This window comes from Stenotrophomonas sp. HITSZ_GD, from assembly GCF_029543105.1.
In the GTDB taxonomy this organism is placed as follows: domain Bacteria; phylum Pseudomonadota; class Gammaproteobacteria; order Xanthomonadales; family Xanthomonadaceae; genus Stenotrophomonas_A.
Window position 1 is genome coordinate 1 of sequence record NZ_JARQXB010000011.1, and the last position, 21,454, is coordinate 21,454.

The following is a 21,454-nucleotide window of genomic DNA, read 5'->3' on the forward strand; positions in this document are numbered from 1 at the left end:
GTGGCCCCCCCGCGCCCCCCCCCCCCCCCCCCCGGCCCCCCCCCCCCCCGCCCTCCCCACATCGCCTCGACGGATCGAAGATCAAATGCGGATCGGCCGTCGCCGTTGCCGTTGCCGTCGTCGTCGCCGTCGCCGTTACCGTTCTACGGGCGCGCCGGGAATGTATCGGGTGTCCGGTGGGCAAGCCCCATCGGGACCGTAGGCGACATGGATGTCGCCTACGAGCCCCCATGGATGGGTTCACGGCGTGTCCCGATGGGGCTTGCCCACCGGGCACCGTGCGACGCACCCAAACGCGCGCCCACCTCGCAAACCTTGACGCACACCCGAAAAAAGAAAAAGGCCACCCACACGGATGGCCTTCTCCAGAAAGCAAAGAGAGCGAGGGAAAGATCAGCCCTCCATCTGCTCCAACTCCCGGCCCTTCGTCTCGTACACGTACTTCAGCACGAAGAACACCGACAGGAACGCCGCGACGGTGTAGATGCCGTAAGCGCCAGCCAGGCCGATGGAGCCCAGCAGGATCGGGAAGCTCACCGTGATCGCGAAGTTCGACGTCCACTGCGCCGCACCGGCCACCGCCAGGCCCGAACCGCGGATCTGGTTGGGGAACATCTCGCCCAGCATCACCCACATCACCGGGCCCCAGGACATGTTGAAGAAGATCACGTACACGTTGGCCGCCACCAGCGCCAGCGTGCCCATGCCACCGGCCATCACCAGCTTGCCGGCCTCGTCCATCGACGCGCTCGCGAAGGCGAACGTCACCAGCGCCAGCGACACCGCCATGCCCGCCGAGCCGATCCACAGCAGCGGCTTGCGGCCGATCTTGTCGATCAGCACCACCGTCACCAGGCACGCGCCGATGCTCAGCGCACCAGACAGCACGTTGATCAGCAGCGCGTCGTTCTCCGAGAAGCCCACCGCCTGCCACAGCACCGCACCGTAGTAGAACACCACGTTGATGCCTACCAGCTGCTGGAACACCGCCAGGCCGATGCCGATCCACACGATCGGGCGAATCTTGCCGGTGTGCTTGTTGACCAGGTCCTTCAGGCTCGGGCGGTGATGGTCCTCGGCCAAAGAGGCGCCGATTTCCACCAGCTTGTTGCGCGCTTCCGCCTCGCCGTACAGGCGCGTCAGCACCGCCAGCGCCTCGTCGCGACGGCCCTTCACCACCAGGTAGCGCGGGCTTTCCGGGATGGTGAGCAGCAGGATCAGGAACACCGCCGAGGGGATGGCCTGCATCCAGAACATCCAGCGCCAGGCCTCCTGCCCCAGCCACAGCGGCTGGGTCGAAGTGCCGGCCGCCTTGGCCAGCAGGAAGTTGGACAGGAACGCGCAGAACAGGCCGCTGATGATCGCGATCTGCTGCACCGTCGCCAGCCGCCCGCGGTAACGCGCCGAAGCCACCTCGGCGATGTAGGCCGGCGACATCACGCTCGCCGCGCCCACCGCGAAGCCGCCCATCACGCGGGCGAACACGAACACCGCCGAGCTGTGCGCCAGGCCGGCCCCGAGCGCCGACAGCAGGAACAGCACCGCCGCGATGATCAACACCGCGCGGCGGCCCCAGCGGTCGGCCAGGCGGCCGGCGAAGAACGCGCCGATCGCGCAGCCCAGCAGCATCGAGGCCACCTCGAAGCCGATGCCCGCCGAACTGGACTGGAACGTCTGCTTGAGGCCGTCGACGGTGCCGTTGATGACGCCACTGTCGAACCCGAACAGGAAGCCGCCGATAGTGGCGACGCAACTGATCAGGATGATGAAGCGGGTGTTTTCACCGGCGCTGCTGCCGGCCTCTAGCGGAACACTGGACATGGAGTCACCAAGTTCGGTTCGGTTGCGATGGGCAAGGCCGGATCAATCAGCGGATCAGGTACTGGTTGATCAGGTTCTCGTAGGCTTCCTGGCGGCCGCTGACCTGCTTCGGCTCGCCCGACTTGGCAGCATACGCGGCGAGATCGGCCAGGCCCAGCTTGCCCTGCTCGAATTCCTGGCCGGTGCCGCCGTCGAAGCTGGCGTAACGTTCCTTGCGCCAGGTTTCCAGCGGCGAGGCGGTGAGCAGCGCGTGGGCGACCTCCAGGCCGCGCGCGAATGCGTCCATGCCGCCGATGTGGGCCAGGAACAGATCCTGCGGATCGGACGATTCGCGGCGCACCTTGGCATCGAAGTTCAGGCCGCCCGGCTGCAGCCCGCCCTGGCGCAGCACCACCAGCATCGCGCCGACGGTGTCGTACAGGTCGGTCGGGAACTGGTCGGTGTCCCAGCCGTTCTGCGGGTTGCCGCGGTTGGCGTCGATCGAGCCGAGCATGCCGGCATCGGAGGCCACCTGCAGGTCGTGCTCGAAGGTATGGCCCGAGAGCGTGGCGTGGTTGGCTTCGATGTTGAGCTTGAAGTCCTTGTCCAGGCCGTGCGCGCGCAGGAAGCCCACGACGGTGGCGCTGTCGAAGTCGTACTGGTGCTTCATCGGCTCCATCGGCTTGGGCTCGATCAGGAAGTTGCCCTTGAAGCCGATGCTGCGGCCGTAATCGCGCGCGGCGGTGAGGAAGCGCGCCATGTGCTCCTGCTCGCGCTTCATCTGCGTGTTGACGAGCGAGGCATAGCCTTCGCGGCCGCCCCAAAACACGTAGCCTTCGCCGCCGAGTTCGACGGTGGCTTCCAGCGCGGCCTTGACCTGCACCGCGCCACGGGCGACGACGTTGAAGTCCGGGTTGGTCGAGGCACCGTTCATGTAGCGCGGGTGCGAGAACAGGTTGGCGGTGCCCCACAGCAGCTTCATGCCGGTCTCGACCTGGCGCTGCTTGGCGATGGCCACCATGTGCTTGAGGTTCTTCTCGTAGGTGCCGATGTCCTCGGCGTCCGGCGCCAGGTCGACATCGTGGAAGCACCAGTACGGCGCGCCGAGCTTGGTGAAGAACTCGAACGCGGCATCGGCCTTGGCCTCGGCGCGCTTGAGCGGGTCGCTGCCGGCATCCCAGCCGTACTGGCGGGTGCCCGGGCCGAACGGATCGGCGCCGTTGCCGCAGAAGCTGTGCCAGTAGCACACCGCGAAACGCAGGTGCTCGGCCATGGTCTTGTCGCCGATCTTCTTGTTCGCGTCGTAGACCTTGAACGACAGCGGGTTGTCCGAGTCGCGGCCTTCGAACGGGATGCGGCCGATGCCGGGGAAGTATTCCTTGGCGCCGATGAAAGGTTGGGTGCTCATGGTCGTCTACCTGTCTGGAAGGGTCAGGGGAGGAGGAGGCTCACGCGGCGTACAGCGGCCGCACGGCGGAAAGGTGGTCGAGGAAGCGGCGGTACGCCTTGGCATAGGCCGCGTGGCGGGTGGCATCGGGCTGGGCGCCGAGCGCGGGATCGGTATCGAGATGGGCGGCGACCAGTTCGGCCACCGGCGTGGCATCGCCGTGCGCGCGGCCCAGCGCCCACAGCGCCTGCAGCGCCGCGCCGAACGCCGCGCCCTCGCCCTGGCTCGGCACTTCGACCGGCAGGTTGAAGATATCGGCGACCATCTGCCGCCACGCCGCGCTGTTCGCGCCGCCGCCGGTGAGCACGATGGCGTCGAAGTGCATGCCGCCGGCCACGAAGGCGTCGAAGCCGTACTTCAGGCTGTAGGTGGCCCCTTCCATCGCCGCGCGATAGAGGTTGGCCTCGCCGAGGTTGTGCATGTCCATGCCGGCCAGCACGCCCTTGCCCAGCGGCAGGTCCGGCGTGCGCTCGCCGTTGAGGAACGGCAGGAACGTCAGCCCCGCGGCGCCGGGCGCGCTGGCCGCGATGCGCGCATCGCCCTCGCGCGTGCTGAAGCCGAACAAGCGCGCGATGGACTCGGTGGCGACCGTGCAGTTCATCGTGCAGATCAGCGGCAACCAGCCGCCGGAGGACGAGCAGAATGCGGCCCACGCGCCGGCCGGGTCCACCACCGGGGTATCGGAGTACGCGAACAACGTGCCGGAGGTGCCCAGGCTCATCGACAGCTTGCCCGGCACCACGGCGCCGGTGCCGAAGGCGGCCATCATGTTGTCGCCGCCGCCGGCGGCGACGAGCGCCTCGCGCGGCAGGCCAAGCTCGTCGGCAATCGCCGGGGCGATCGGGAACGTGGCGCCGGCGTCGACCAGCGGCGGCAGGCACTGGCCCAGATCGCGCTGCGGATCGGTGGCGTGCAGCAACTCCTTGGACCAGGTGCGCGTGCGCACGTCGAGCCAGCCCGTGCCGGACGCGTCGCCGTACTCGCAGAAGTACTCACCGGTGAGCCAGAAATTCAGGTAGTCGTGCGGCAGCAGGATCTTCGCCAGCTGGGCATAGACCTCCGGGCGGTGCTTGCGCGTCCACGGCAGCTTGGAGGCGGTGTAGCCGGCGAGGATCGGATTGCCGGCCAGCTCGATGCAGCGCGCCGCGCCGCCTACCGCGTCCATGATCTCGGTGCATTCGGCGCTGGTGCTGGTATCGCACCACAGCTTGGCCGGCGCCAGCACCTGCCCCTGGGCATCGACCGGCACGAAGCCGTGCTGCTGGCCGGATACCGACAAGGCGGCGACCTGCGCGCGCAACGCCGGGTCGATGCGCGAGAAGCAGCTGCGCACGGCGTCCAGCCACCAGGCCGCTTCCTGCTCGCGGCTGCCGTCGTCGCCGCTGATCAGCTCCAGCGCGGCGCTGGCCGAGGCGACCACCTGCCGGGCCAGCGGGTCGTACACCACCACCTTGATGCTCTGCGTGCCCGCATCGATGCCCGCCACCAGCTTCATTCCCACACTCCCGACACTCGCACTCGTTCGACGATGCCGCGAGCTATTCCGGTTTTCCCTGTTGCCATTCCGTTAGCGCTAACAGAATTTTCGGAAATGAAACGGCCGAGTGGCCGTGGCGGGGAAAACTGAATGCAGGCGGCGGTTCCGGGCAACCCGAAGGCGCCGGGCCGCACTCTATCAGCTGTGCGGGATTTGCCATGCTGCAGTGCGGAATGCGGCGCGTACGGATGCGAGGGCACCGCCCCTGCCCAGCGCAGGGGCGGTGCCGCGGGCTTACGGCCAGTTGAGGTTGAGCGACATCCCGACGGTGCGCGGATCGTTGTACACAGCCGCCATGTAGTTCTCGATCACGCCCTTGAGGTTCTTCTCGTTGGTGATGTTGCGCGCGAACAGCGCCACTTCCCAGGCGCCGTAGCCGCCGGTGTAGCCCACCTTCAACCCGCCCTCGAAATTGCCGTCGGCGTTGAATTCCTTGCTGTCGTACAGCACGAAGCTGGTATAGCCCTGCTTGTTCCAGTCGGTGGCGACGAAGAAAGCGCCGCCATCGTTGACCGGGATGTCGTAGCGCGCGGCGAGGTTGAGGTTGTACTTGGGCGCGTTCGGCAGCGGGTTGCCGTCGATCTGGGCGAAGGTGTTGGCGCCGACCTTGATCGTCGGGTCGTTCACCGTGCACACCACCACGCCATTGAGCGCGCACACCTGCGCGTAGACGCGGTCGTCCTGGATCTCGCTGTGCAACCAGCTGGCGCCGGCGCTGATGGCCAGGTTCGGGATCGGGCGCCAGTCCAGGTCCGCCTCCAGGCCGTAGGCCTTGGCCTTGTCGGCGTTGAACAGCACGCCGTTGCCGTTGGCGTCGTTGCCGTTGAGCTGGATGTCGTCCACCGTGTAGGTGAACCCGGTGACGTTCAGGCGCAGGCGGTTGTCGAACAGGCTGCTCTTGAGGCCCGCTTCCCACGACAGGATGGTTTCCGAATCGGCGGTGGTGAAGTCGGCGTTGAACACCGCCGAGCGCCCCTGGATCGTCGGGCCGCGGAAGCCGCTGGCCACGCGCGCATACACGTTGAGCTGCGGGTTGACCTCGTACATCGCGCTGAGGTCCCAGCTGGGGCGGGTATCCGACATCTCCACATCGGTGCGGCCGCGGTAGGTCACCACGCCGGCGGCGGTATCGGCCGTCTTCAGCAGGCGGGTGCGCTTCTTGTCCTCGGTCTCGCGCACGCCGGCGGTCAGGGTCAGCGCATCGGTGGCCTTCCAGCTCACTTGCCCAAAACCGGCCCAGGAGGTGTTGGTGTTGCGCAGGCGCACCCAGTTGTTCGGGTTGCGCGCGGCGCCTTGCAGGAACCAGGCGCGCTGGTAGAAATCGGTGGTGTCGCGGCCGTCGAACCAGAACGCGCCGACCTGCCACTGCACGTCGCGCTCGCCGGAACTGGCCAGGCGCAGCTCCTGCGTCCACTGATCGAGGTCGCGGATCTGGCCCATCGACTGGCCGTAGCCGTTCGGCACGCCATTGACCGGGTAGTCGGCCGCGGCGCCACCATCGGTGTCGCCGCGCGAATACCCCGAGGTGGTTTCGTAGGCGGTGATGGAGGTCAGCTCCATGCCGCCGAAGTCGTAAGCGGCCTTGATCGAGCCACCGTAGGTCTTGTAGGCCTGCGGGTTGTCGTGGGCCTCGTCGTAGCGCACGCGGTCGCGGGCCACGTCCACGTCGTTGGAGCCCTTGGTGAGGGCGTTGCGCAGGAACAACGTGGAGGTGCCGTCGTAGTCGCGCGCGTGGCCGGAGAACAGCAGCGAGAACTGCTCGCTCGGCTGCAGCAGCAATTGGGCGCGCACGTTGCGGTCGTCGTAGCCACCCATGGCGTTCTGCTTCGGGGTCACGGTGCCGTCGGCGCTGGTGCCGTCGAAGTCGTTGTCGACGTAATCGTCGCGGTGCTGGTACAGCGCCGAGATGCGGAACGAGGCCACGTCGTTGATCGGGCCGCCGAAGCCGCCGTCGAGGTTGATGCTGCCGTAGGTGCCGTAGCTGGCCGACAGGCGGCCGCTGTAGTCCTGGCCCGGCTTGATGCTGTCGAACTTGACGATGCCAGCGGTGGTGTTGCGCCCGAACAGCGAACCCTGCGGGCCGCGCAACACTTCGACCTGGTCCACGTCATAGACCGGGTTGGACTTCAGCACGACGTGTTCGAGTACCACGTCGTCCTGGATGATGGAGACCGGTTGCGAGGCGCCGAGGTAGAAGTCGATGTTGCCCAGGCCGCGGATGTAGAAGCGCGGGAAGATGCGGCCGGTGGTGGTTTCGGCGTAGAAGCCCGGCACCTTGCCGGACAGCGCCAGCAGGGTGTCGTCGCCGCCGGCGGTGTAGTCGCGCATCTGCGCACCCTGTACCACGCCGACCGACACCGGCACCTGCTGCAGGTTTTCCTCGCGGCGCTCGGCGGTCACGGTGACCGCATCGAGCGAGGTGGCGGTGGCGCTGGCCTCGCGCGCGGTGGCGGCGGAAGGCGGCTCGGCACCGGCGGCCCAGGCCGGCGCGGCCAGCGAGGCCATCAGCAGGGCGGCGCAGTGGAGGGCGAGCGCGCGACGGCGCGGCAGCGGGAAACGGCGGGTGGAGAGGTGGCGCATCGGTGCATCCTGGGCAGAGGGCGGGAACGAATCCATTCGGCCGCACCAGCCGTGCCAGCACCGGGCCAAGCGGGGCACGGTAGGCCAGCGATGTTGCACCTTGGTTTCAGGCCGCGCTAAATGCGCTGCAAAAGCGCATGCCCCGCTGTCGCGGCCATGCCGCATCCCGCCACGTAAACCGCCGTGCCAAACGCGTACTGCGGCGGCTCGCCTCGCGGCCTTCCATGGGTGTCCAGGTGCGCCAGGCCCGTCATCAGCGAAGTCGGCAGGCAACCCACTGCGCCGAACACCAGCAGCCAGGGCGCTGCGCCATAGGTGTCGTGCCTCAGCTCGATCTACACCACCAGGCCCAAGGCAGCCAGCAGCGGCCATCCGCACAGCAAAAGCACCACAACGGTCCCATCAGGCCACGCATCGACGCACTCCGGCCTCTTGCCCGCGCGGACGCCAGCCCTTCTGCCGCATGGCCTGCCGGGGCCCGCGCCCGCCCCGGCCACCCGCCAGGACGGACGCGGGGGCCGGCTCAGCCGGCCTTCTTCTGCTCCGCCACCGGCTCGGCCACGCGCACGGTATCGCCGGTGGCGATGCCATCGGGCGGGTTGTCGATCACCTTGTCCTCGGCCTTCAGGCCATCGGCGAACTCGACGACGTTACCCAGGTCGCGGCTGATGCGCACCTCGCGCAACTGCGCCTTGCCCTGCCCGTCCACGAGTGCCAGCCGCACGCCGTCCTTGCCGACGATCAGCGCGCTCGGCGGCAGGCCCAGCGTGGTGCCGCCATCGGCCATATCGAAACGCACCGTGGCGTACGCGCCGGGCAGCAGTTCGCCGGCGGCGTTGTCCACCGCCAGTTGCACGCGCATCGCGCCGGAGTCGCTGTCGATGGCCTGCGAGAGGGATTGCACGGTGGCGTCGTAGGTCTTGCCCGGATGCTCGGGCACGACCAGCTGCGCATGCACGCCCGGGCGGATCGAGGCGACCTGGCGCTGCGGCACGCTCACGTACACGCGCAGGCGGCTGAGGTCGGAGACCACGAACAACGCGCTGCCGGTGCTGCTACCGGTGTTGATCAGCGCGCCGACATCGGTGTTGCGCTCGGTCACCACGCCATCGAACGGCGCGATGAGTTGCTTGTAGCGCGCCAGCGTCTGCGCGCGGGCGACGTTGGCGTTCAACGCCTGCGCGCTGGCCTCGCGCGACTGGCTGGTGGCCAGCCGCTCGTCGGCGTCCTGGCGCGAGACCAAACGCGTATCGACCAGCCGCTGCCAGCGGTCCGCCGCGGCCTTGGCGATAGCCGCATCGCTGCGCGCGCTCGCCAACTCCGCGCGGGCCTGGCTCAGCTCCTGGTCCAGGTCCGGCGTTTCGATCTCGGCCAGCACCTGCCCGGCCTTCACCGGCTGGCCGATATCGGCGTTCCAGCGCTTGAGGTAGCCGCTGACGCGCGCGTAGATCGGCGCGCGCGACCAGGCCTCGACGCGGCCGGGCAGCTCCAGCGCGGCAAGCGGCACCGGCGTGGGGTGGATCACCGCCACGGTGGGCACGCTGCGCGATTGCGCGGTGGCCGCCAGCTGGTGCGCGCGGGTGGCGCGCACGACGAGGCCGGCGACGACCGCGCCGATGACGAGGACGCACACGATCACCACCGGCAGGCGGCGCGAGGAACGGGGTGCGGGTGCAGGGGGAGACGTGGGGGTGGGCTGGGACATGATCAGGGAACTCCGGCGGCCGGCTGCGGCGGCGCGAGGACGGTATGGCGGGAAGTACGGCCGTGCACGACGCTGAACAGTACGGGCACGAAGACGAGGGTGGCGAAGGTGGCGCAGATCAGGCCGCCGATCACGGCGCGGCCGAGCGGCGCGTTCTGCTCGCCGCCCTCGCCCATGCCCAGCGCCATGGGCATCATGCCGATGATCATCGCCAGCGCGGTCATCAGCACCGGGCGGAAGCGCACGAAGCCGGCATCCAGCGCGGCGGCGGTGGCGTCGCCCAGCTCGGCCAGGCGTTCGCGCGCGAAGCTCACCACCAGCACGCTGTTGGCCGTGGCCACGCCCATGCACATGATCGCGCCGGTCAACGCGGGCACGGACAAGGTGGTATCGGTGAGGAACAGCATCCACACGATGCCGGCCAGCGCGGCCGACAGCGCCGAGACGATCACCGCCGGGTCCAGCCAGGACTGGAAGTTCACCACGATCAACAGGTAGATCAGCACGATGGCGCCGAGCAGGCCGAACAGCAGGCCGGAAAACGCCTTGTTCATCGTCTGCACCTGGCCCATCAGCTCCACGTGCGCGCCCTTCGGCACCTGGTCGGCCGTCTCGGCCAGCAGCTGGCGGATGTCGGCGGCGACCGCGGCCAGGTCGCGGTCCTCGGTGGCGGCGTGGATCTGCACCATCGGCTGGATGTTGTACTGGCTCACCAACGCGGCGGCGCTGCTGCGGGTCAGCGTGGCGACGCCGCCGAGCGTGGTTTCCGCCGGGCGCGTGCCGTTGCCGACCGGCAGGTTCTGCAACGCGGTCAGCGAATCCAGCGCGCGCTGCGGGGTCTGCATGACGATCGAATAGGTCACGCCATTGGCCGGGTTGAGCCAGAAGGTCGGGGCGACCTGGCTGCTGCCGGCGAGGTTGACCACCAGCGAGTTGGTGACGTCGCGGGTCGTCAGGCCGAGCTGTTGCGCCTGCGTGCGATCCAGGTCGACATTGAAGCGCGGTGCGCGCTGCGATTGCTGGATGCGCGCATCGGCCACGCCCGGCACGCCGCGCAGCTTCTTCAGCAGCATCTGCGCGTAGGCGTAGTTGCCGTCGAGGTTGCCGCCGCGGATCTGGATGTCGATCGGCGCGGGCGCGCCGAAGTTGAGGATCTGGCTGACGATGTCCGCCGGCGGGAACGAGAACGTGGTGTCCGGGAAGCGCTTGGGCAGTTCGTCGCGCAGGCGGCGCACGTAGTCGGCGGTCGGCGGATGGCCTTCGCGCAGGGCGATCTGGAAGTCGCCGTCCTGCGGGCCCATCACGCCGGTGTTGTTGTAGGTGAGGTTGATGGCGCTGGGCGGCAGGCCGATGTTGTCGACCATCGTCTCGATCTGCCCGGAAGGGATCACCTCGCGGATCGCCCGTTCGATCTGTGCGAAGCGCGCGGCGGTTTCCTCCACGCGCGTGCCGACCGGCACGCGCACGTGCATCAGCACCTGGCCCGAGTCCACCGAGGGGAAGAAGTTGGCGCCCAGGAAGGGCACCAGCCCGAACGAAGCGACCACCGCGACGGTGAAACCGATGATGAAGCCGCGCCGGTTGCCCAGCGCGGCGGCGAGCAGGCCGCGGTAGCCGTTGCGGAAGCGCTCGAAGCGCGCCTCGAAGCCGCGTTGCAGGCGCACCAGCGGGTTGCGCGAGGGCGGCAGCGCGGCGTCGTTGCCGTGCAGGTCGGTATGCGGCGCGTGCGGGCGCAGCAGGTACTTGGCCATCGTCGGCACCAGCGTGCGCGAGAGGATGAACGAGCACACCATCGCGAAGATCACCGCTTCGGCCATCGGCACGAACAGGTAGCGCGAGACGCCTTCCAGGAAGAACATCGGCACGAAGGCAATGCAGATGCACAGCAGCGAGACGAACGCCGGGGTAACGATCTGCTGCGCGCCATCGAGGATGGCCGTCTCCACGTCCTTGCCCTGCTCCAGGTGCCAGTTGACGTTCTCGATGGTCACCGTCGCATCGTCCACCAGGATGCCGATGGCCAGCGCCAGGCCGCCGAGGGTCATCAGGTTCAAGGTCTGGCCGATGGCCGACAGCGCGATGATCGACCCCATGATCGACAGCGGAATGGAGATGGCGATGATCACCGTCGAGCGCCAGCTGCCCAGGAACAGCAGGATCATGATGCTGGTCAGCGCCGCGGCGATGGCGCCTTCCAGCACCACGCCCTTGATCGCGGCGCGCACGAACAGCGACTGGTCGTTGATCGGCACGACCTTCAGCGCGTCCGGCAGGCCGGCCTTGATCTCCTCCAGCTTGGCGCGGATGCCGTCGACGATGGCCAGGGTGGAAGCCGAGCCATTCTTCAGCGTGGACATCAGCACCGAGCGGCCGCCATCCACGTGCACGATGTTGGTCTGCGGCGAGTTGCCATCGTGGACGTCGGCGACGTCGCGCAGGTAGACGGTCGTGCCGTCCACCTCCTTGACCGGGATGCGGCCGAGGTCCTCGATCGCCGAAGGCGCGCTGTTGAGCTGCAGGGTGTACTCGAAGTTGTCGATCTTCTGCGTGCCGATCGGCGTCAGCACGTTCTGCGCGGCCAGCGCGTTGGCGATGTCCTGCGCGGAGAGCCCGCGTGCCTGCAGGGCCTCCGGGCGCACGTCGACCTGCACCAGGCGCTGCTTGCCGCCGTAGGGCAACGGCAGTACGGCGCCGGGCACGGTGATCAGCTGCGTGCGCACCGAGTTGGTGGCGATATCCGACAGCTGCTGCTCGCCCAGGCCTTGGCCGGAAAGCGCCAGCTGCAGGATCGGCACGGTGGCGGCGTTGTAGTTGAGGATCACCGGCGGTTGGATGCCGGCGGGCATCTGCCGCAGGGCCAGCTGCGAGGAGGCGGTGATCTGCGCGTTCGCCACCGCGATGTCCACGCCCGGCTGGAAGTAGATCTTGATGACGCTGATGCCGGGATAGGTGTTGGCCTCGATGTGCTCGACATCGTTGACCGTGGTGCTGAGCAGGCGCTGGAACTGCGAGGACACCCGGCCGGCCATCTCGTCGGGCGGCAGGCCGGTGTAGGTCCACGCCACCGCGATGACCGGGATGTCGATCTGCGGAAAGATGTCGGTGGGCGTGCGCAGCGCGGCGAGCACGCCGCCGATGAGGATCAGCACCGCCATCACCACGAAGGTGTAGGGCCGCCGCAGGGCGACCCGCACGGCTTGCATCAGCATGCGGCCACCCCGGACGGGACGGCGGCGCACCCACGCAGGCGCGGGCAAGTCAGGAACGAAACGGGCATGTGGGGGAGAACTCTGCATTCCCGCCATCGACCCGAAAGGCGATGGCGAGCGGTGGGGGTTTCAGGTCCAGGCCGGCAGGCGAACCTGCCGGGTGCCGCGAACAGCCGCAGACGCGCCTTCCCGGCGCGCCGTCCCGCCAATTTAGCGGGACGCAGTGCTGCGATTACATAGCTTCCATGGAACGAGGCGATGAGCCAGATTCATCAATGCGCATGAGTACGCCCGTGACCGCCCCGGACACCCGTCCTGAAAGTCATGGTCGGCCGGCGGGGCGCCATGCCGCCGCACTCGGCAAAGCGCGGCGCGGCGGTTTGTCAGGCTGGCGCACGTCGCCCCCCCCTGGGCCGCGCCCCGCGCCGGTCGGCTAGAGTGGCGCCCTTCTCCCCGCCCCGTGTGCCATGTCCATCGTCCTCACGCCCTTCGCCCGCACCCGCCTGTTCCCGCGCGAGGCGCGCCGCAATACCGTGCAGGACTGCACGCCCGAGCAGTTCGAGCGCCATCTCAACGACCACGCGCCGTTGCGGGTGCTCGACGGCTACGCGCCGTTCTGCAAGCTGCACGTGCATGCGAACTGGACCTCCACGCGCTGCCTCACCGTGCCCATCACCGAGGCCAACCGCCACCAGCTGCGTTCGGGCTACGAGGCACGCAGCCGCGAGGAATTGCCGGTGCTGGTGCGCTGGTTCGAAGGCGTGCAGGCGCCGCGCGCGAACTACCTGCTGCCCATCCTCTACAGCCGCGAGCAGCTGGCGCGCGAGGGCTCGCCGATCGACGCCGACTGGGGCGTGGTGGGCTGCCTGTACACGGCCGAGCCGGAGGAGATCCCGATGGCGCCAATCACCATGATGCGCAACGCGCTCGGCGTGGAGGAAGGCGGATCGGGCGTGCCGCTGGACCGCGACGCCTACCGCCGCGCCGTGGCGTTCTGGGAAGCCAACGCCAACTGGCGCCCCTGAGCGGGGCTCACACCAGCATCTGCCGCACCTTGTGCAGCAGCTCGTCCAGGCTGAAGGGCTTGGGCAGCAGGGCCATGCCGTGGTCGAGGAATTCCTGCCGCTGCGCCGCGCCCTCGGTATAGCCAGTGATGAAAAGCACCGGCAAGGCCGGGCGCAGTTCGCGCGCGGCATCGGCCAGCGCGCGCCCGTTCATGCCGGGCAGCCCGACGTCGGACAGCAGCAGGTCGATGTGCGCGTCGGCACGCAGCTCGTACAGGGCATCATCGGCGTTGGCGGCGTCCACCACCTGGTAGCCGGCCTCCTGCAGCACCTCGCGCACCATCAGCCGCACCACGTCGGTGTCATCGACCAGCAGCACGCGCTCGGACTTCCCGCGCGGTGCGCGCGAGGGCAGCGGAGCGGGCACCGGCTGCGGCGATTCGCCCTGCGGCAGCAGCAGCTCGACCTCGGTTCCATGGCCCGGCTCGCTGACGATGCGTACCAGGCCGCCGGACTGCCGCGCGAACCCGTAGGTCATCGACAACCCCAACCCGGTGCCCTCGCCCTGCGGCTTAGTGGTGAAGAACGGCTCGAATACCTTGGCCAACACCTCCGGCGGGATGCCCACGCCGTTGTCGATGACCTTGATGCTCACGTAGGTGCCATCGGCCAGATCGGCCTCGCGGCGGCTTTCGAGCAGTTCGCCGCGGATGCGCACCGCGCCCTCCCCGCCCAGCGCATCGCGGGCGTTGATGACCAGGTTGAGCATGACGTTCTCGAACTGGTTGGGATCGGCGATGGCCACCAGCGGCTCGTCGCCCAGCTCGAATTCCAGCTCGATGTTCTCGCCGATCGAGCGCCGCAGCATGTCCTCCAGCGAACGCACGCGCTCACCCACGTTGAACGGCTGCGGGTCGAGCGACTGCTTGCGCGCGAAGGCGAGCATGCGCTGGGTCAGCGCCGCGGCGCGATGCGCCGAGCTGCTGGCGATCTCTGTATAGCGCGGCACCTTCTCCAGCCGGTTGCCTTCCACCGACACGGCGATCATGTCCAGCGCCGAGATGATGCTGGTCAACAGGTTGTTGAAATCGTGGGCGATGCCGCCCGTGAGCTTGCCCAGCGAATCCATTTTCTGGGCCTGCATCAGTTCGGCTTCCGTGCGCTCGCGCTCGGCGATCTGGTGGGCCAGTTCGCTGGTGGCGCTGTCCATCTCCTGGCGATGCGCGCGCTCGCGCTGGTGCTGCTCGGTGACATCCTCGACGAAGAGCATGCCCATGTCGGGGTCCCGATACGGCGTCAGGCGCCACTCGGTCATGCGCACGCCCGTGGGCGTGCCCAGGGCCAGGGTGCCTTTCCAGCGCTGCTGGCGGGCCAGCGCCAGGCGCAGCTGCGCCAGCGTGTCGGGCTGCCCGCCGAATCGGGTCTCCAGCGCGCCGGAGAGGTCCACATCGCCCAGCAGCTTGCCGAAAGCGGCGTTGGCATCGTGCACGCACAGCGCCGAATCGACCACGGCGATCGGCGCGCCGATGTGCTCGAATATCTCGCGAAAGCGTGCCTCGCTCGCGCGCAAGGCCTCCTCGGTGCGGCGCACGCGCAGCAAGGTGCGCAGCGTGGCGAGCAGCACGTCGGGGTCGACGGGATGGATGAGATAGGCGTCGGCGCCGGCGTCCAGGCCGGTGATCAGGTCGCCCGTGGCAATCGAGGCGGCCGATACGTGCACCACCGGCAACAGGCGGGTGCGCGCGTCCTCGCGCAGCTGGCGCACCACGTCGAAACCGCTCATGTCCGGCAGGTTGACGTCCAGCACCACGGCTGCGAATTCCCCGCCCATCAACCGGGCCAGGCCATCGCCGCCGGTCTCGGCTTCCTCCACGCTGAAGCGGTGGTGTTCCAGTACGCGCCGCACCGAGTAGCGCGTGGCGGCGTTGTCGTCCACCACCAGGATGCGGTTGCTATTCGGCATCGGTCGCCCCCTCGTCCAGTTTCAGCGGCAGGATCACGAAGAACTCCGACCCTTCGCCCACCACGCTGTGCACGCCGACCCGGCCACCCAGCAACTCGGCGAAGCGCTTGCACAGCGACAGCCCCAGGCCGGTGCCGCGCAAGCGCTTCTGCAGCGGCGTATCGACCTGGACGAAATCCTCGAACAGGGTGGACTGCAGTTCCTCGGGGATGCCGATGCCGGTGTCGTGCACACTGAAGCGCACCTCGCCCTCGTTCTCCGGGCCCGCCGATACCCGCACATGGCCGTTCTGGGTGAACTTGAGCGCGTTGGAAATGAAGTTGCGCAGGATCTGCGCCAGTTTCTTGTCGTCGGTGTAGAGCATCGGCAGGGCCGGCGGGTCCTCGAAGACCAGGTCCACGTGGTTGCCCTCCACCAGCGGGCGGAACATGCCGCGCAGCGCGGAGAACAGGTCCATCAGGTCGAACCAGGCCGGCGAGATGCTGATGCGCCCGGCTTCGATCTTGGCCAGGTCCAGCAGGTCGTCCACCATTTCGCGCAACTCGCGCGCCGCCGCGCTGACGAACTTCACCTGCCGGCGCTGCTCGTCGGTCAGCGGGCCGTCCATGCCGTCTTCCAGCAGGCGCGTCATGCTCAGGATGGAGCCCAGCGGCGTGCGGAATTCGTGGCTCATGTAGGACAGGAACCGGCTCTTGAGCTCGGAGACCTCGCGCAACTGTTCGGCCTGCTGGTCCAGCTCGGCGTACAGCGCGAGCACCCCCTGGTTGGTCTCGTCCAGCTCCGCGCGCAGGGCGTTGTTCTCCTCGCGCAGGGATTGCAGGTCCAGTGCAGGATTTTCGCTGGCACTCATCACAAGGCTCCGAGGCGGACGACGAGGATGCCGGCGTCGTCACGGCCACGATCGAAATCGCGCTGCAGGACCGCGGCCACCAGTGCCGGATGGCGCTGGATCAGGCCGGGGTAGTCCCGCAAGCTCCAGCGTGCCTGCAGGCCATCGCTGTGCATCACCAGCAGATTGCCGGGTTGCACGTGAAGATCGAATGTCTGCGCCTTGCGGTATTGCACGCCCACGATGCCGGGGTGCGATGCCAGCCCCCGCGCGCCGTTGAGGTCGCACACGCTGGCGGCGATGTTGCCGATACCGGAAAACCTGAGCATCCCGCTCTGGACATCCAGGCAGGCCACCGCCGCCGCGCCGCCGCGGGTACCGGACATGGCGCCGTGCAGGCGGGCCAGCAGGTCGGCCGGCGCGAGCGGGCCGGCCTGGGCGGCGGCGGCGGCGCCGGCGTTGGCCGCCTCGGTCGCCGGCACGCCATGGCCCAGGCCGTCAATCAAGGTGGCGGCCAGCCGCTGCCCGTCGAAGGCCAGGTGCCAGGCATCGCCGCAGGCCACTTCGTGGCGCGTGGGCAGGCGCAGTGCGCCGTAGGCCAGGTCGGCGTCGCGCGGAGCGTTCTCGGCATGGATCCGCGCCAGCACGATGGCGCCGCGCTCGTCGGACCATACGTCCAGCGCCGCCGCCTGGCGCTGGATCGCGCCCAGCCCCAGGCCCTGCGTGCCGCCGGTGGAGTAGCCATCCGGCAGGCATTGCGCAAGGCTGAAGCCCGGGCCGCGATCCACCGCGCACAGCTCCACGCCCTGCGCATGGCGGCCTTGCACCAGCGACAGGTGCATGAGCCCACCGCGCCCGTGCTTGAGCATGTTGGTGGCCAGCTCCGTGGCGGCCAGCGCGACGCGGCCCACGTCCGTCTCGTCGAATCCGCACACTTCGGCCAGCGCCGTCGCTTCGCGCCGTGCCTGCCCGACCTGGGTGGTTTCCTCGACCGGCACGCGACGGGTCACGTGGCCGGAGAAATTCACGTCCATTTGGTGATCGTGACCCGCGTGCCGGTGCCGGGCGCGCTGTCCAGCACGAACTCGTCCACCAGGCGGCGCGAGCCGGACAGGCCCAGGCCCATGCCCTTGCCGGAGGTCCAGCCGTCGGTCAGCGCCTGCTCGACATCGGCGATGCCCGGGCCCTGGTCCACGAACGCCAGCCGCACGCCACGGCGCAGGCCCTGCTGGAGGACTTCCCACTGCATCTCGCCGCCGCCGCCGTAGATCACCGTGTTGCGCGCCAGCTCGCTGGCCGCGGTGACCAGCTTGGTCTGGTCGACGAGCCGCAGGCCCTGGGCCACGGCCAGCTGGCGCACGGTCTGGCGCGCCAGCACGACGTCCTGTTCGACGCGGATCGCTTGGGATCCACTGGATGTGGTCATGGTGTGGCTTCGGTCTGCTGAAGCAGCTTCATGCCCCGCTCGACGTTGAGCGCGGTGCGCACGCCGGTGAGGTTGAGTCCCAGCTCGACCAGCGTGATCGCCACCGCCGGCTGCATGCCCACCACCACGGTGGTCGCATCCATGATCCGCGCCAGCGCGGAGATGGTGGCGATCATGCGACCGATGAACGAGTCGACGATATCGAGTGCGGAAATGTCGATCAGCACGCCGCGCGCCGAGGTGGCCTGGATTTTCTCGGTGAGGTCGTCCTGCAGGGTCAATGCGAGCTGGTCGTGCATGTCGACCTGGATGGTGACCAACAGCAGGTCACCCATCCGCAGGATGGGAATGCGGTCCATGTCAGGCGGTCACCTTGACCACGTTCTGGCCGGTGCGGCGCAGCGCCAGCGCGAGCGCGTCGGCGAGGTTGGCCTTGGTGACGATGCCCTGCAGGTCCAGGCCCAGGTGCACGATGGTCTGGGCGATCTGCGGCCGCACGCCGCTGATGATCGCGTCGGCGCCCATCAGGCGGATCGCGGTGACAGTCTTGAGCAGGTGCTGGGCGACGAGCGTGTCGACGGTCGGCACGCCGGTGATGTCGATGATGGCGATCTCCGAGCCGGTTTCCACGATTCGCTCCAGCAGCGATTCCATCACCACCTGGGTGCGCTGGGAATCGAGCGTGCCAATCATCGGCAACGCCAGCACGCCTTCCCACAGCTTCACCACCGGGGTGGACAGTTCGAGCATCTCTTCCTGCTGGCGCTGGATCACGTCCTCGCGCGTCTTCTGGAACGCCTTGACCGTGTGCAGGCCGAGCTGGTCCAGCAGTTCGGACATGGCCCACATCTGCCCGCCGAGCTCCTTGGGCGCGTCGGCGTAACCTTGCTGCAGCAGTTCGAACAGCGGGCGCTTGAGCGAGAAGATGAAGGTCGCCGTCTCCGAGGAGCTGAAGCCGCGCGGCACGCGGTCGCGCGAGAGATCCTCGAGGAAATGGCGGATGTCCTGCCACTGGTCGTCCTGCAGGCTGCTTGCGTCGCGCGAGGTCACGGCGGCCAGGAACAGGCGCCAGAAATCGCGCACCTGCACTTCCAGCTCGCGCTGGCTGATGCGGTTGTCCTGGACCTGTCCGGCGCGCAACAGGTCGGCCAGCCAGCTGGCGAGCACCTGTTCTTCATGGGCACGGATAAGATCGGTGGTGCGCTGCTGCAGAGCCGCCATGGGAATTCCTGGAAGTGGGGAACAAGAACGCGCAGCACCGGCCCGTAAGCCCGTCTGCGGAAAAAGGTGATTGAGAGTAATCCAATCGGACAGGGGCGGCCATGGGCCTTTCCTGCGTGCCTCCCCCTCAGGCGTCCTGCCAAGCCCCGTGTTCGCCCCGCGATTGAAACGGGTTGGCTGTCGCCGGGCCGTGAATGCGCGGCGCCACGCCGCGCCGCAGCGCGAACGGCAGCACGCGCGAGGGCTTGAGCGCGCGATAGGGACGCTATAGAATGCGCGGCCGGACGAGGCGCTGCTTCGTTCGCTGGAAGGTTCCCAGTTCCGCGAGGACATGCGATACTTTCCGACCTAGCTTCATATTGCCCCGTCGCCAAGCGGTAAGGCACCTGACTCTGACTCAGGCATTCGGTGGTTCGAATCCATCCGGGGCAGCCAAATCCAGAAAGGCCCGATCACTGATCGGGCCTTTCTTTTTGCCTGCGCGCCGCCGCGGAAAAACAAAAAGCCCGGCCAAGGCCGGGCTCTTCGTAGAGGGTGGATCGAAAGACCCACCCGCTCCTGCGCGATGGATCAGCGCTTGGAGAACTGGGTCGCGCGGCGGGCCTTGTGCAGACCGACCTTCTTGCGCTCGACCTCGCGGGCGTCGCGGGTCATGAATCCGGCCTTGCGCAGCTCGGACTTCAGCGACTCGTCGTACTCGACCAGCGCGCGGGCGATGCCCAGGCGGATCGCACCGGCCTGGCCGGTGGTGCCACCGCCGGCGGCGGTCACGTAGATGTCGAAGCTTTCGGTGTTCTTGGTCAGCTCCAGCGGCTGGCGCACGATCATGCGCGCGGTCTCACGGCCGAAGAACTCGTCCAGCGGACGGTCGTTGACGGTGATGTTGCCGGTGCCCTTGCGCAGGAACACGCGGGCGGTGGAGGACTTGCGACGGCCAGTGCCGTAGTTCTGAGAGATAGCCATGATTAGATGTCCAGGACCTGCGGCTGCTGAGCGGCGTGCGGATGGTTCGGGCCGGCGTAGACCTTGAGCTTGCGATACATGTCGCGGCCCAGCGGGCCCTTCGGCAGCATGCCCTTGACGGCGATCTCGATCACGCGCTCCGGGTGGCGCTCCAGCGCCTGGGCGAGGTTCTCGGACTTCAGGTTGCCGATGTAGCCGGTGAAACGGTGATACATCTTGTCCTGCAGCTTCTTGCCGGTCACCGCGATCTTCTCGGCGTTGATCACGACGAGGTAGTCGCCGGTATCGACGTGCGGGGTGTAGACGGGCTTGTGCTTGCCACGCAGGCGGCGGGCCAGTTCGGAGGCGAGACGGCCGAGCGTCTTGCCGGAGGCGTCAACGAGGTACCAGTCGCGCTGGACGGTCTCGGACTTTGCGGTGAACGTAGTCATGGAGAAACTCTTGGTTGAAGTGGTCGGGCTCATTCCGGGATCGCCGGAACTCTGCCGCGCGTTTTGGTGAAACGAAGAGGCGGGATTGTACCGGGCCGCCCGGAGCGGCGCAACCGCAGCCCCGGCGGGCGGTTGGCAGGCGGGCGGCGCGGGGCCAGAATCCCCCGCATGGACGATTCCCTTGCCTCCCGTACCGCCGACCTGCGCCGCCCCAGCCGCCTGGACCACCTGCTGCTGGAAGCCCAGCGCGCCCTGGAAACCGTCTTCGGCGACCCCGCCGCGTTGCGCCCCAACCCGGCCGGCAAGACCCCCGAAGTACCGCTGGACGATGCCGAGCGGCGCCATTCGGCCGGCCTGATGCGGATCAACCATGTCGGCGAGGTCTGCGCCCAGGGCCTGTATTTCGGGCAGGCGGCCGTCGCCCGTGACGCCCGTACCCGCTCCCACCTGCTGGAAGCCGCGCAGGAAGAGACCGACCACTTGTCCTGGTGCGCGGACCGCCTACGCGAACTGGACAGCCGGCCGAGCGTCTTCAACCCGATCTGGTACGCCGGCAGCTATGCCCTGGGCGCGGTCGCCGCCCTGCGCGGCGACGACTGGAGCCTGGGCTTCGTGGTGGAGACCGAGCGCCAGGTCGAGGCGCACCTGGACGAGCACCTGGAGACCCTGCCGCCGGCCGACCTGCGCAGCCGCGAGATCCTGCGCGTCATGAAGGCCGACGAGGCCCGCCACGCCGACCATGCCGAGCAGGCGGGCGCGCGCATCCTGCCCCAGCCGATCCCCGCCGCCATGGCGCTGGCTTCCAAGCTGATGAAATCGGTCGCCTACCGGCTCTGACGCCGGCCGCGTCGGGCCGCCCGGCGAGCGCGGCCTGGGCCGCGACCGGATCAACCGACCAGCTTCAGCCCCACCACGCCGGCCACGATCAGCCCGATGCACGCCAGCCGCGGCCACGAGGCGCTGTCGCCGAACAGGAACATCCCCAGCACCGCCACGCCGAGCGCGCCGATGCCGGTCCAGATCGCGTAGGCCGTGCCCACCGGCAACGTGCGCAGGGCCTGGGTCAGCAGCCACAGGCTGATGGCTGCCGCCACCGCGGTGCCCAGGCTGGGCCACAGGCGGGTGAACCCCTGGCTGTACTTCAGCCCTATCGCAAAGCCGATCTCGAACAGGCCGGCGAGCAGCAGATAGATCCAGGGCATGGTGTTTCTCCTGACTCAAGACGAAAAAAAGGCGGCCCGGTGTCTGCACACCGGGCCGCCGTCGGCTCTGTAACGCGGGGATCCGCGCGGCGGGCCGTCCCGCCTGTCGATTCGTGCCGCCACCTTACCCGGTGGCG

The 21,454-nt window shown here is 68.5% G+C and carries 17 protein-coding genes and 1 tRNA gene; 3 read left to right on the top strand and 15 right to left on the bottom strand.

The window, feature by feature from the left end:
* Positions 1 to 393: 393 nt before the first annotated feature.
* The 6 genes from P6166_RS11720 to P6166_RS11745 form a co-directional block, all read right to left on the bottom strand.
* On the bottom strand, positions 394 to 1,821 hold the full coding sequence (locus tag P6166_RS11720) for a sugar porter family MFS transporter (RefSeq protein WP_277764647.1): 1,428 nt from the start codon (positions 1,819 to 1,821) through the stop codon (positions 394 to 396).
* Between the two features lie 46 nt (positions 1,822 to 1,867).
* Positions 1,868 to 3,208: a xylose isomerase gene (xylA, locus tag P6166_RS11725; protein ID WP_277764648.1), complete on the bottom strand. Its 1,341-nt coding sequence runs from the start codon at positions 3,206 to 3,208 to the stop codon at positions 1,868 to 1,870.
* A 40-nt stretch (positions 3,209 to 3,248) separates the two neighbouring features.
* Complete coding sequence (xylB, locus tag P6166_RS11730) at positions 3,249 to 4,742, bottom strand: xylulokinase (protein ID WP_277764649.1); 1,494 nt, start codon at positions 4,740 to 4,742, stop codon at positions 3,249 to 3,251.
* 276 nt (positions 4,743 to 5,018) lie between these two features.
* Positions 5,019 to 7,364, bottom strand: a complete 2,346-nt coding sequence (locus tag P6166_RS11735; RefSeq protein ID WP_277764650.1) for a TonB-dependent receptor — start codon at positions 7,362 to 7,364, stop codon at positions 5,019 to 5,021.
* 523 nt (positions 7,365 to 7,887) lie between these two features.
* Positions 7,888 to 9,069, bottom strand: coding sequence for an efflux RND transporter periplasmic adaptor subunit (locus P6166_RS11740; protein ID WP_277764651.1), 1,182 nt, complete (start codon positions 9,067 to 9,069; stop codon positions 7,888 to 7,890).
* Between the two features lie 2 nt (positions 9,070 to 9,071).
* A complete protein-coding gene (locus tag P6166_RS11745; protein WP_277764779.1) occupies positions 9,072 to 12,275 on the bottom strand; it encodes an efflux RND transporter permease subunit in 3,204 nt (1,067 codons plus the stop codon).
* Positions 12,276 to 12,745: 470 nt separating this feature from the next.
* Here P6166_RS11745 and P6166_RS11750 point away from each other — a divergent pair, with 470 nt between their 5' ends.
* Positions 12,746 to 13,303, top strand: coding sequence for a DUF3228 family protein (locus P6166_RS11750; protein ID WP_277764652.1), 558 nt, complete (start codon positions 12,746 to 12,748; stop codon positions 13,301 to 13,303).
* 7 nt (positions 13,304 to 13,310) lie between these two features.
* On the opposite strand, the gene P6166_RS11755 is transcribed toward P6166_RS11750, so the two are convergent.
* Genes P6166_RS11755 through P6166_RS11780 form a run of 6 tightly spaced genes read right to left on the bottom strand, consistent with a single transcriptional unit; the run spans position 13,311 to position 18,721 of the window.
* Positions 13,311 to 15,245, bottom strand: coding sequence for a response regulator (locus P6166_RS11755; protein ID WP_277764653.1), 1,935 nt, complete (start codon positions 15,243 to 15,245; stop codon positions 13,311 to 13,313).
* Complete coding sequence (locus tag P6166_RS11760) at positions 15,235 to 16,095, bottom strand: ATP-binding protein (protein ID WP_277764654.1); 861 nt, start codon at positions 16,093 to 16,095, stop codon at positions 15,235 to 15,237. The genes P6166_RS11755 and P6166_RS11760 overlap by 11 nt, the downstream gene beginning before the upstream one ends.
* Positions 16,095 to 17,108 carry an ATP-binding protein gene (locus P6166_RS11765; protein WP_277764655.1) on the bottom strand — a complete coding sequence of 338 codons (1,014 nt, stop codon included), beginning with the start codon at positions 17,106 to 17,108 and terminating at the stop codon, positions 16,095 to 16,097. Before P6166_RS11765 ends, P6166_RS11760 begins: the two co-directional genes overlap by 1 nt.
* A complete protein-coding gene (locus tag P6166_RS11770) occupies positions 17,099 to 17,500 on the bottom strand; it encodes an anti-sigma regulatory factor (RefSeq protein ID WP_277764656.1) in 402 nt (133 codons plus the stop codon). The genes P6166_RS11765 and P6166_RS11770 overlap by 10 nt, the downstream gene beginning before the upstream one ends.
* On the bottom strand, positions 17,497 to 17,859 hold the full coding sequence (locus P6166_RS11775; RefSeq protein ID WP_277764657.1) for an STAS domain-containing protein: 363 nt from the start codon (positions 17,857 to 17,859) through the stop codon (positions 17,497 to 17,499). Before P6166_RS11775 ends, P6166_RS11770 begins: the two co-directional genes overlap by 4 nt.
* A gap of 1 nt (position 17,860) precedes the next feature.
* Positions 17,861 to 18,721, bottom strand: coding sequence for an STAS domain-containing protein (locus tag P6166_RS11780; protein WP_277764658.1), 861 nt, complete (start codon positions 18,719 to 18,721; stop codon positions 17,861 to 17,863).
* 360 nt (positions 18,722 to 19,081) lie between these two features.
* Between P6166_RS11780 and P6166_RS11785 the strand changes: the two genes are divergently transcribed.
* A tRNA-Gln gene (locus tag P6166_RS11785) sits at positions 19,082 to 19,156 on the top strand.
* 135 nt (positions 19,157 to 19,291) lie between these two features.
* On the opposite strand, the gene rpsI is transcribed toward P6166_RS11785, so the two are convergent.
* Positions 19,292 to 19,684 carry a 30S ribosomal protein S9 gene (gene rpsI, locus P6166_RS11790; protein ID WP_277764659.1) on the bottom strand — a complete coding sequence of 131 codons (393 nt, stop codon included), beginning with the start codon at positions 19,682 to 19,684 and terminating at the stop codon, positions 19,292 to 19,294.
* A 2-nt stretch (positions 19,685 to 19,686) separates the two neighbouring features.
* The gene (gene rplM / locus P6166_RS11795; RefSeq protein ID WP_057646941.1) at positions 19,687 to 20,115 is read right to left on the bottom strand and encodes a 50S ribosomal protein L13; all 429 of its coding nucleotides are present in this window, start codon (positions 20,113 to 20,115) and stop codon (positions 19,687 to 19,689) included.
* A gap of 168 nt (positions 20,116 to 20,283) precedes the next feature.
* Between rplM and coq7 the strand changes: the two genes are divergently transcribed.
* The gene (coq7, locus tag P6166_RS11800) at positions 20,284 to 20,952 is read left to right on the top strand and encodes a 2-polyprenyl-3-methyl-6-methoxy-1,4-benzoquinone monooxygenase (protein WP_277764660.1); all 669 of its coding nucleotides are present in this window, start codon (positions 20,284 to 20,286) and stop codon (positions 20,950 to 20,952) included.
* A gap of 50 nt (positions 20,953 to 21,002) precedes the next feature.
* On the opposite strand, the gene sugE is transcribed toward coq7, so the two are convergent.
* Positions 21,003 to 21,317, bottom strand: coding sequence for a quaternary ammonium compound efflux SMR transporter SugE (gene sugE / locus P6166_RS11805; protein ID WP_277764661.1), 315 nt, complete (start codon positions 21,315 to 21,317; stop codon positions 21,003 to 21,005).
* Between the last annotated feature and the right edge of the window lie 137 nt (positions 21,318 to 21,454).

What these genes read in the sequence shown, in the direction of transcription:
- P6166_RS11720 (WP_277764647.1), bottom strand. Translation starts at nt 1,821, where the DNA reads ATGTCCAGTGTTCCGCTAGAGGCCGGCAGCAGCGCCGGTGAAAACACC.
- xylB (WP_277764649.1), bottom strand. Translation starts at nt 4,742, where the DNA reads ATGAAGCTGGTGGCGGGCATCGATGCGGGCACGCAGAGCATCAAGGTG.
- rplM (WP_057646941.1), bottom strand. Translation starts at nt 20,115, where the DNA reads ATGACTACGTTCACCGCAAAGTCCGAGACCGTCCAGCGCGACTGGTAC.
- P6166_RS11770 (WP_277764656.1), bottom strand. Translation starts at nt 17,500, where the DNA reads ATGACCACATCCAGTGGATCCCAAGCGATCCGCGTCGAACAGGACGTC.
- P6166_RS11765 (WP_277764655.1), bottom strand. Translation starts at nt 17,108, where the DNA reads ATGGACGTGAATTTCTCCGGCCACGTGACCCGTCGCGTGCCGGTCGAG.
- rpsI (WP_277764659.1), bottom strand. Translation starts at nt 19,684, where the DNA reads ATGGCTATCTCTCAGAACTACGGCACTGGCCGTCGCAAGTCCTCCACC.
- xylA (WP_277764648.1), bottom strand. Translation starts at nt 3,208, where the DNA reads ATGAGCACCCAACCTTTCATCGGCGCCAAGGAATACTTCCCCGGCATC.
- P6166_RS11740 (WP_277764651.1), bottom strand. Translation starts at nt 9,069, where the DNA reads ATGTCCCAGCCCACCCCCACGTCTCCCCCTGCACCCGCACCCCGTTCC.
- P6166_RS11775 (WP_277764657.1), bottom strand. Translation starts at nt 17,859, where the DNA reads ATGGACCGCATTCCCATCCTGCGGATGGGTGACCTGCTGTTGGTCACC.
- P6166_RS11750 (WP_277764652.1), top strand. Translation starts at nt 12,746, where the DNA reads ATGTCCATCGTCCTCACGCCCTTCGCCCGCACCCGCCTGTTCCCGCGC.
- P6166_RS11755 (WP_277764653.1), bottom strand. Translation starts at nt 15,245, where the DNA reads ATGCCGAATAGCAACCGCATCCTGGTGGTGGACGACAACGCCGCCACG.
- P6166_RS11735 (WP_277764650.1), bottom strand. Translation starts at nt 7,364, where the DNA reads ATGCGCCACCTCTCCACCCGCCGTTTCCCGCTGCCGCGCCGTCGCGCG.
- coq7 (WP_277764660.1), top strand. Translation starts at nt 20,284, where the DNA reads ATGGACGATTCCCTTGCCTCCCGTACCGCCGACCTGCGCCGCCCCAGC.
- P6166_RS11760 (WP_277764654.1), bottom strand. Translation starts at nt 16,095, where the DNA reads ATGAGTGCCAGCGAAAATCCTGCACTGGACCTGCAATCCCTGCGCGAG.
- sugE (WP_277764661.1), bottom strand. Translation starts at nt 21,317, where the DNA reads ATGCCCTGGATCTATCTGCTGCTCGCCGGCCTGTTCGAGATCGGCTTT.
- P6166_RS11780 (WP_277764658.1), bottom strand. Translation starts at nt 18,721, where the DNA reads ATGGCGGCTCTGCAGCAGCGCACCACCGATCTTATCCGTGCCCATGAA.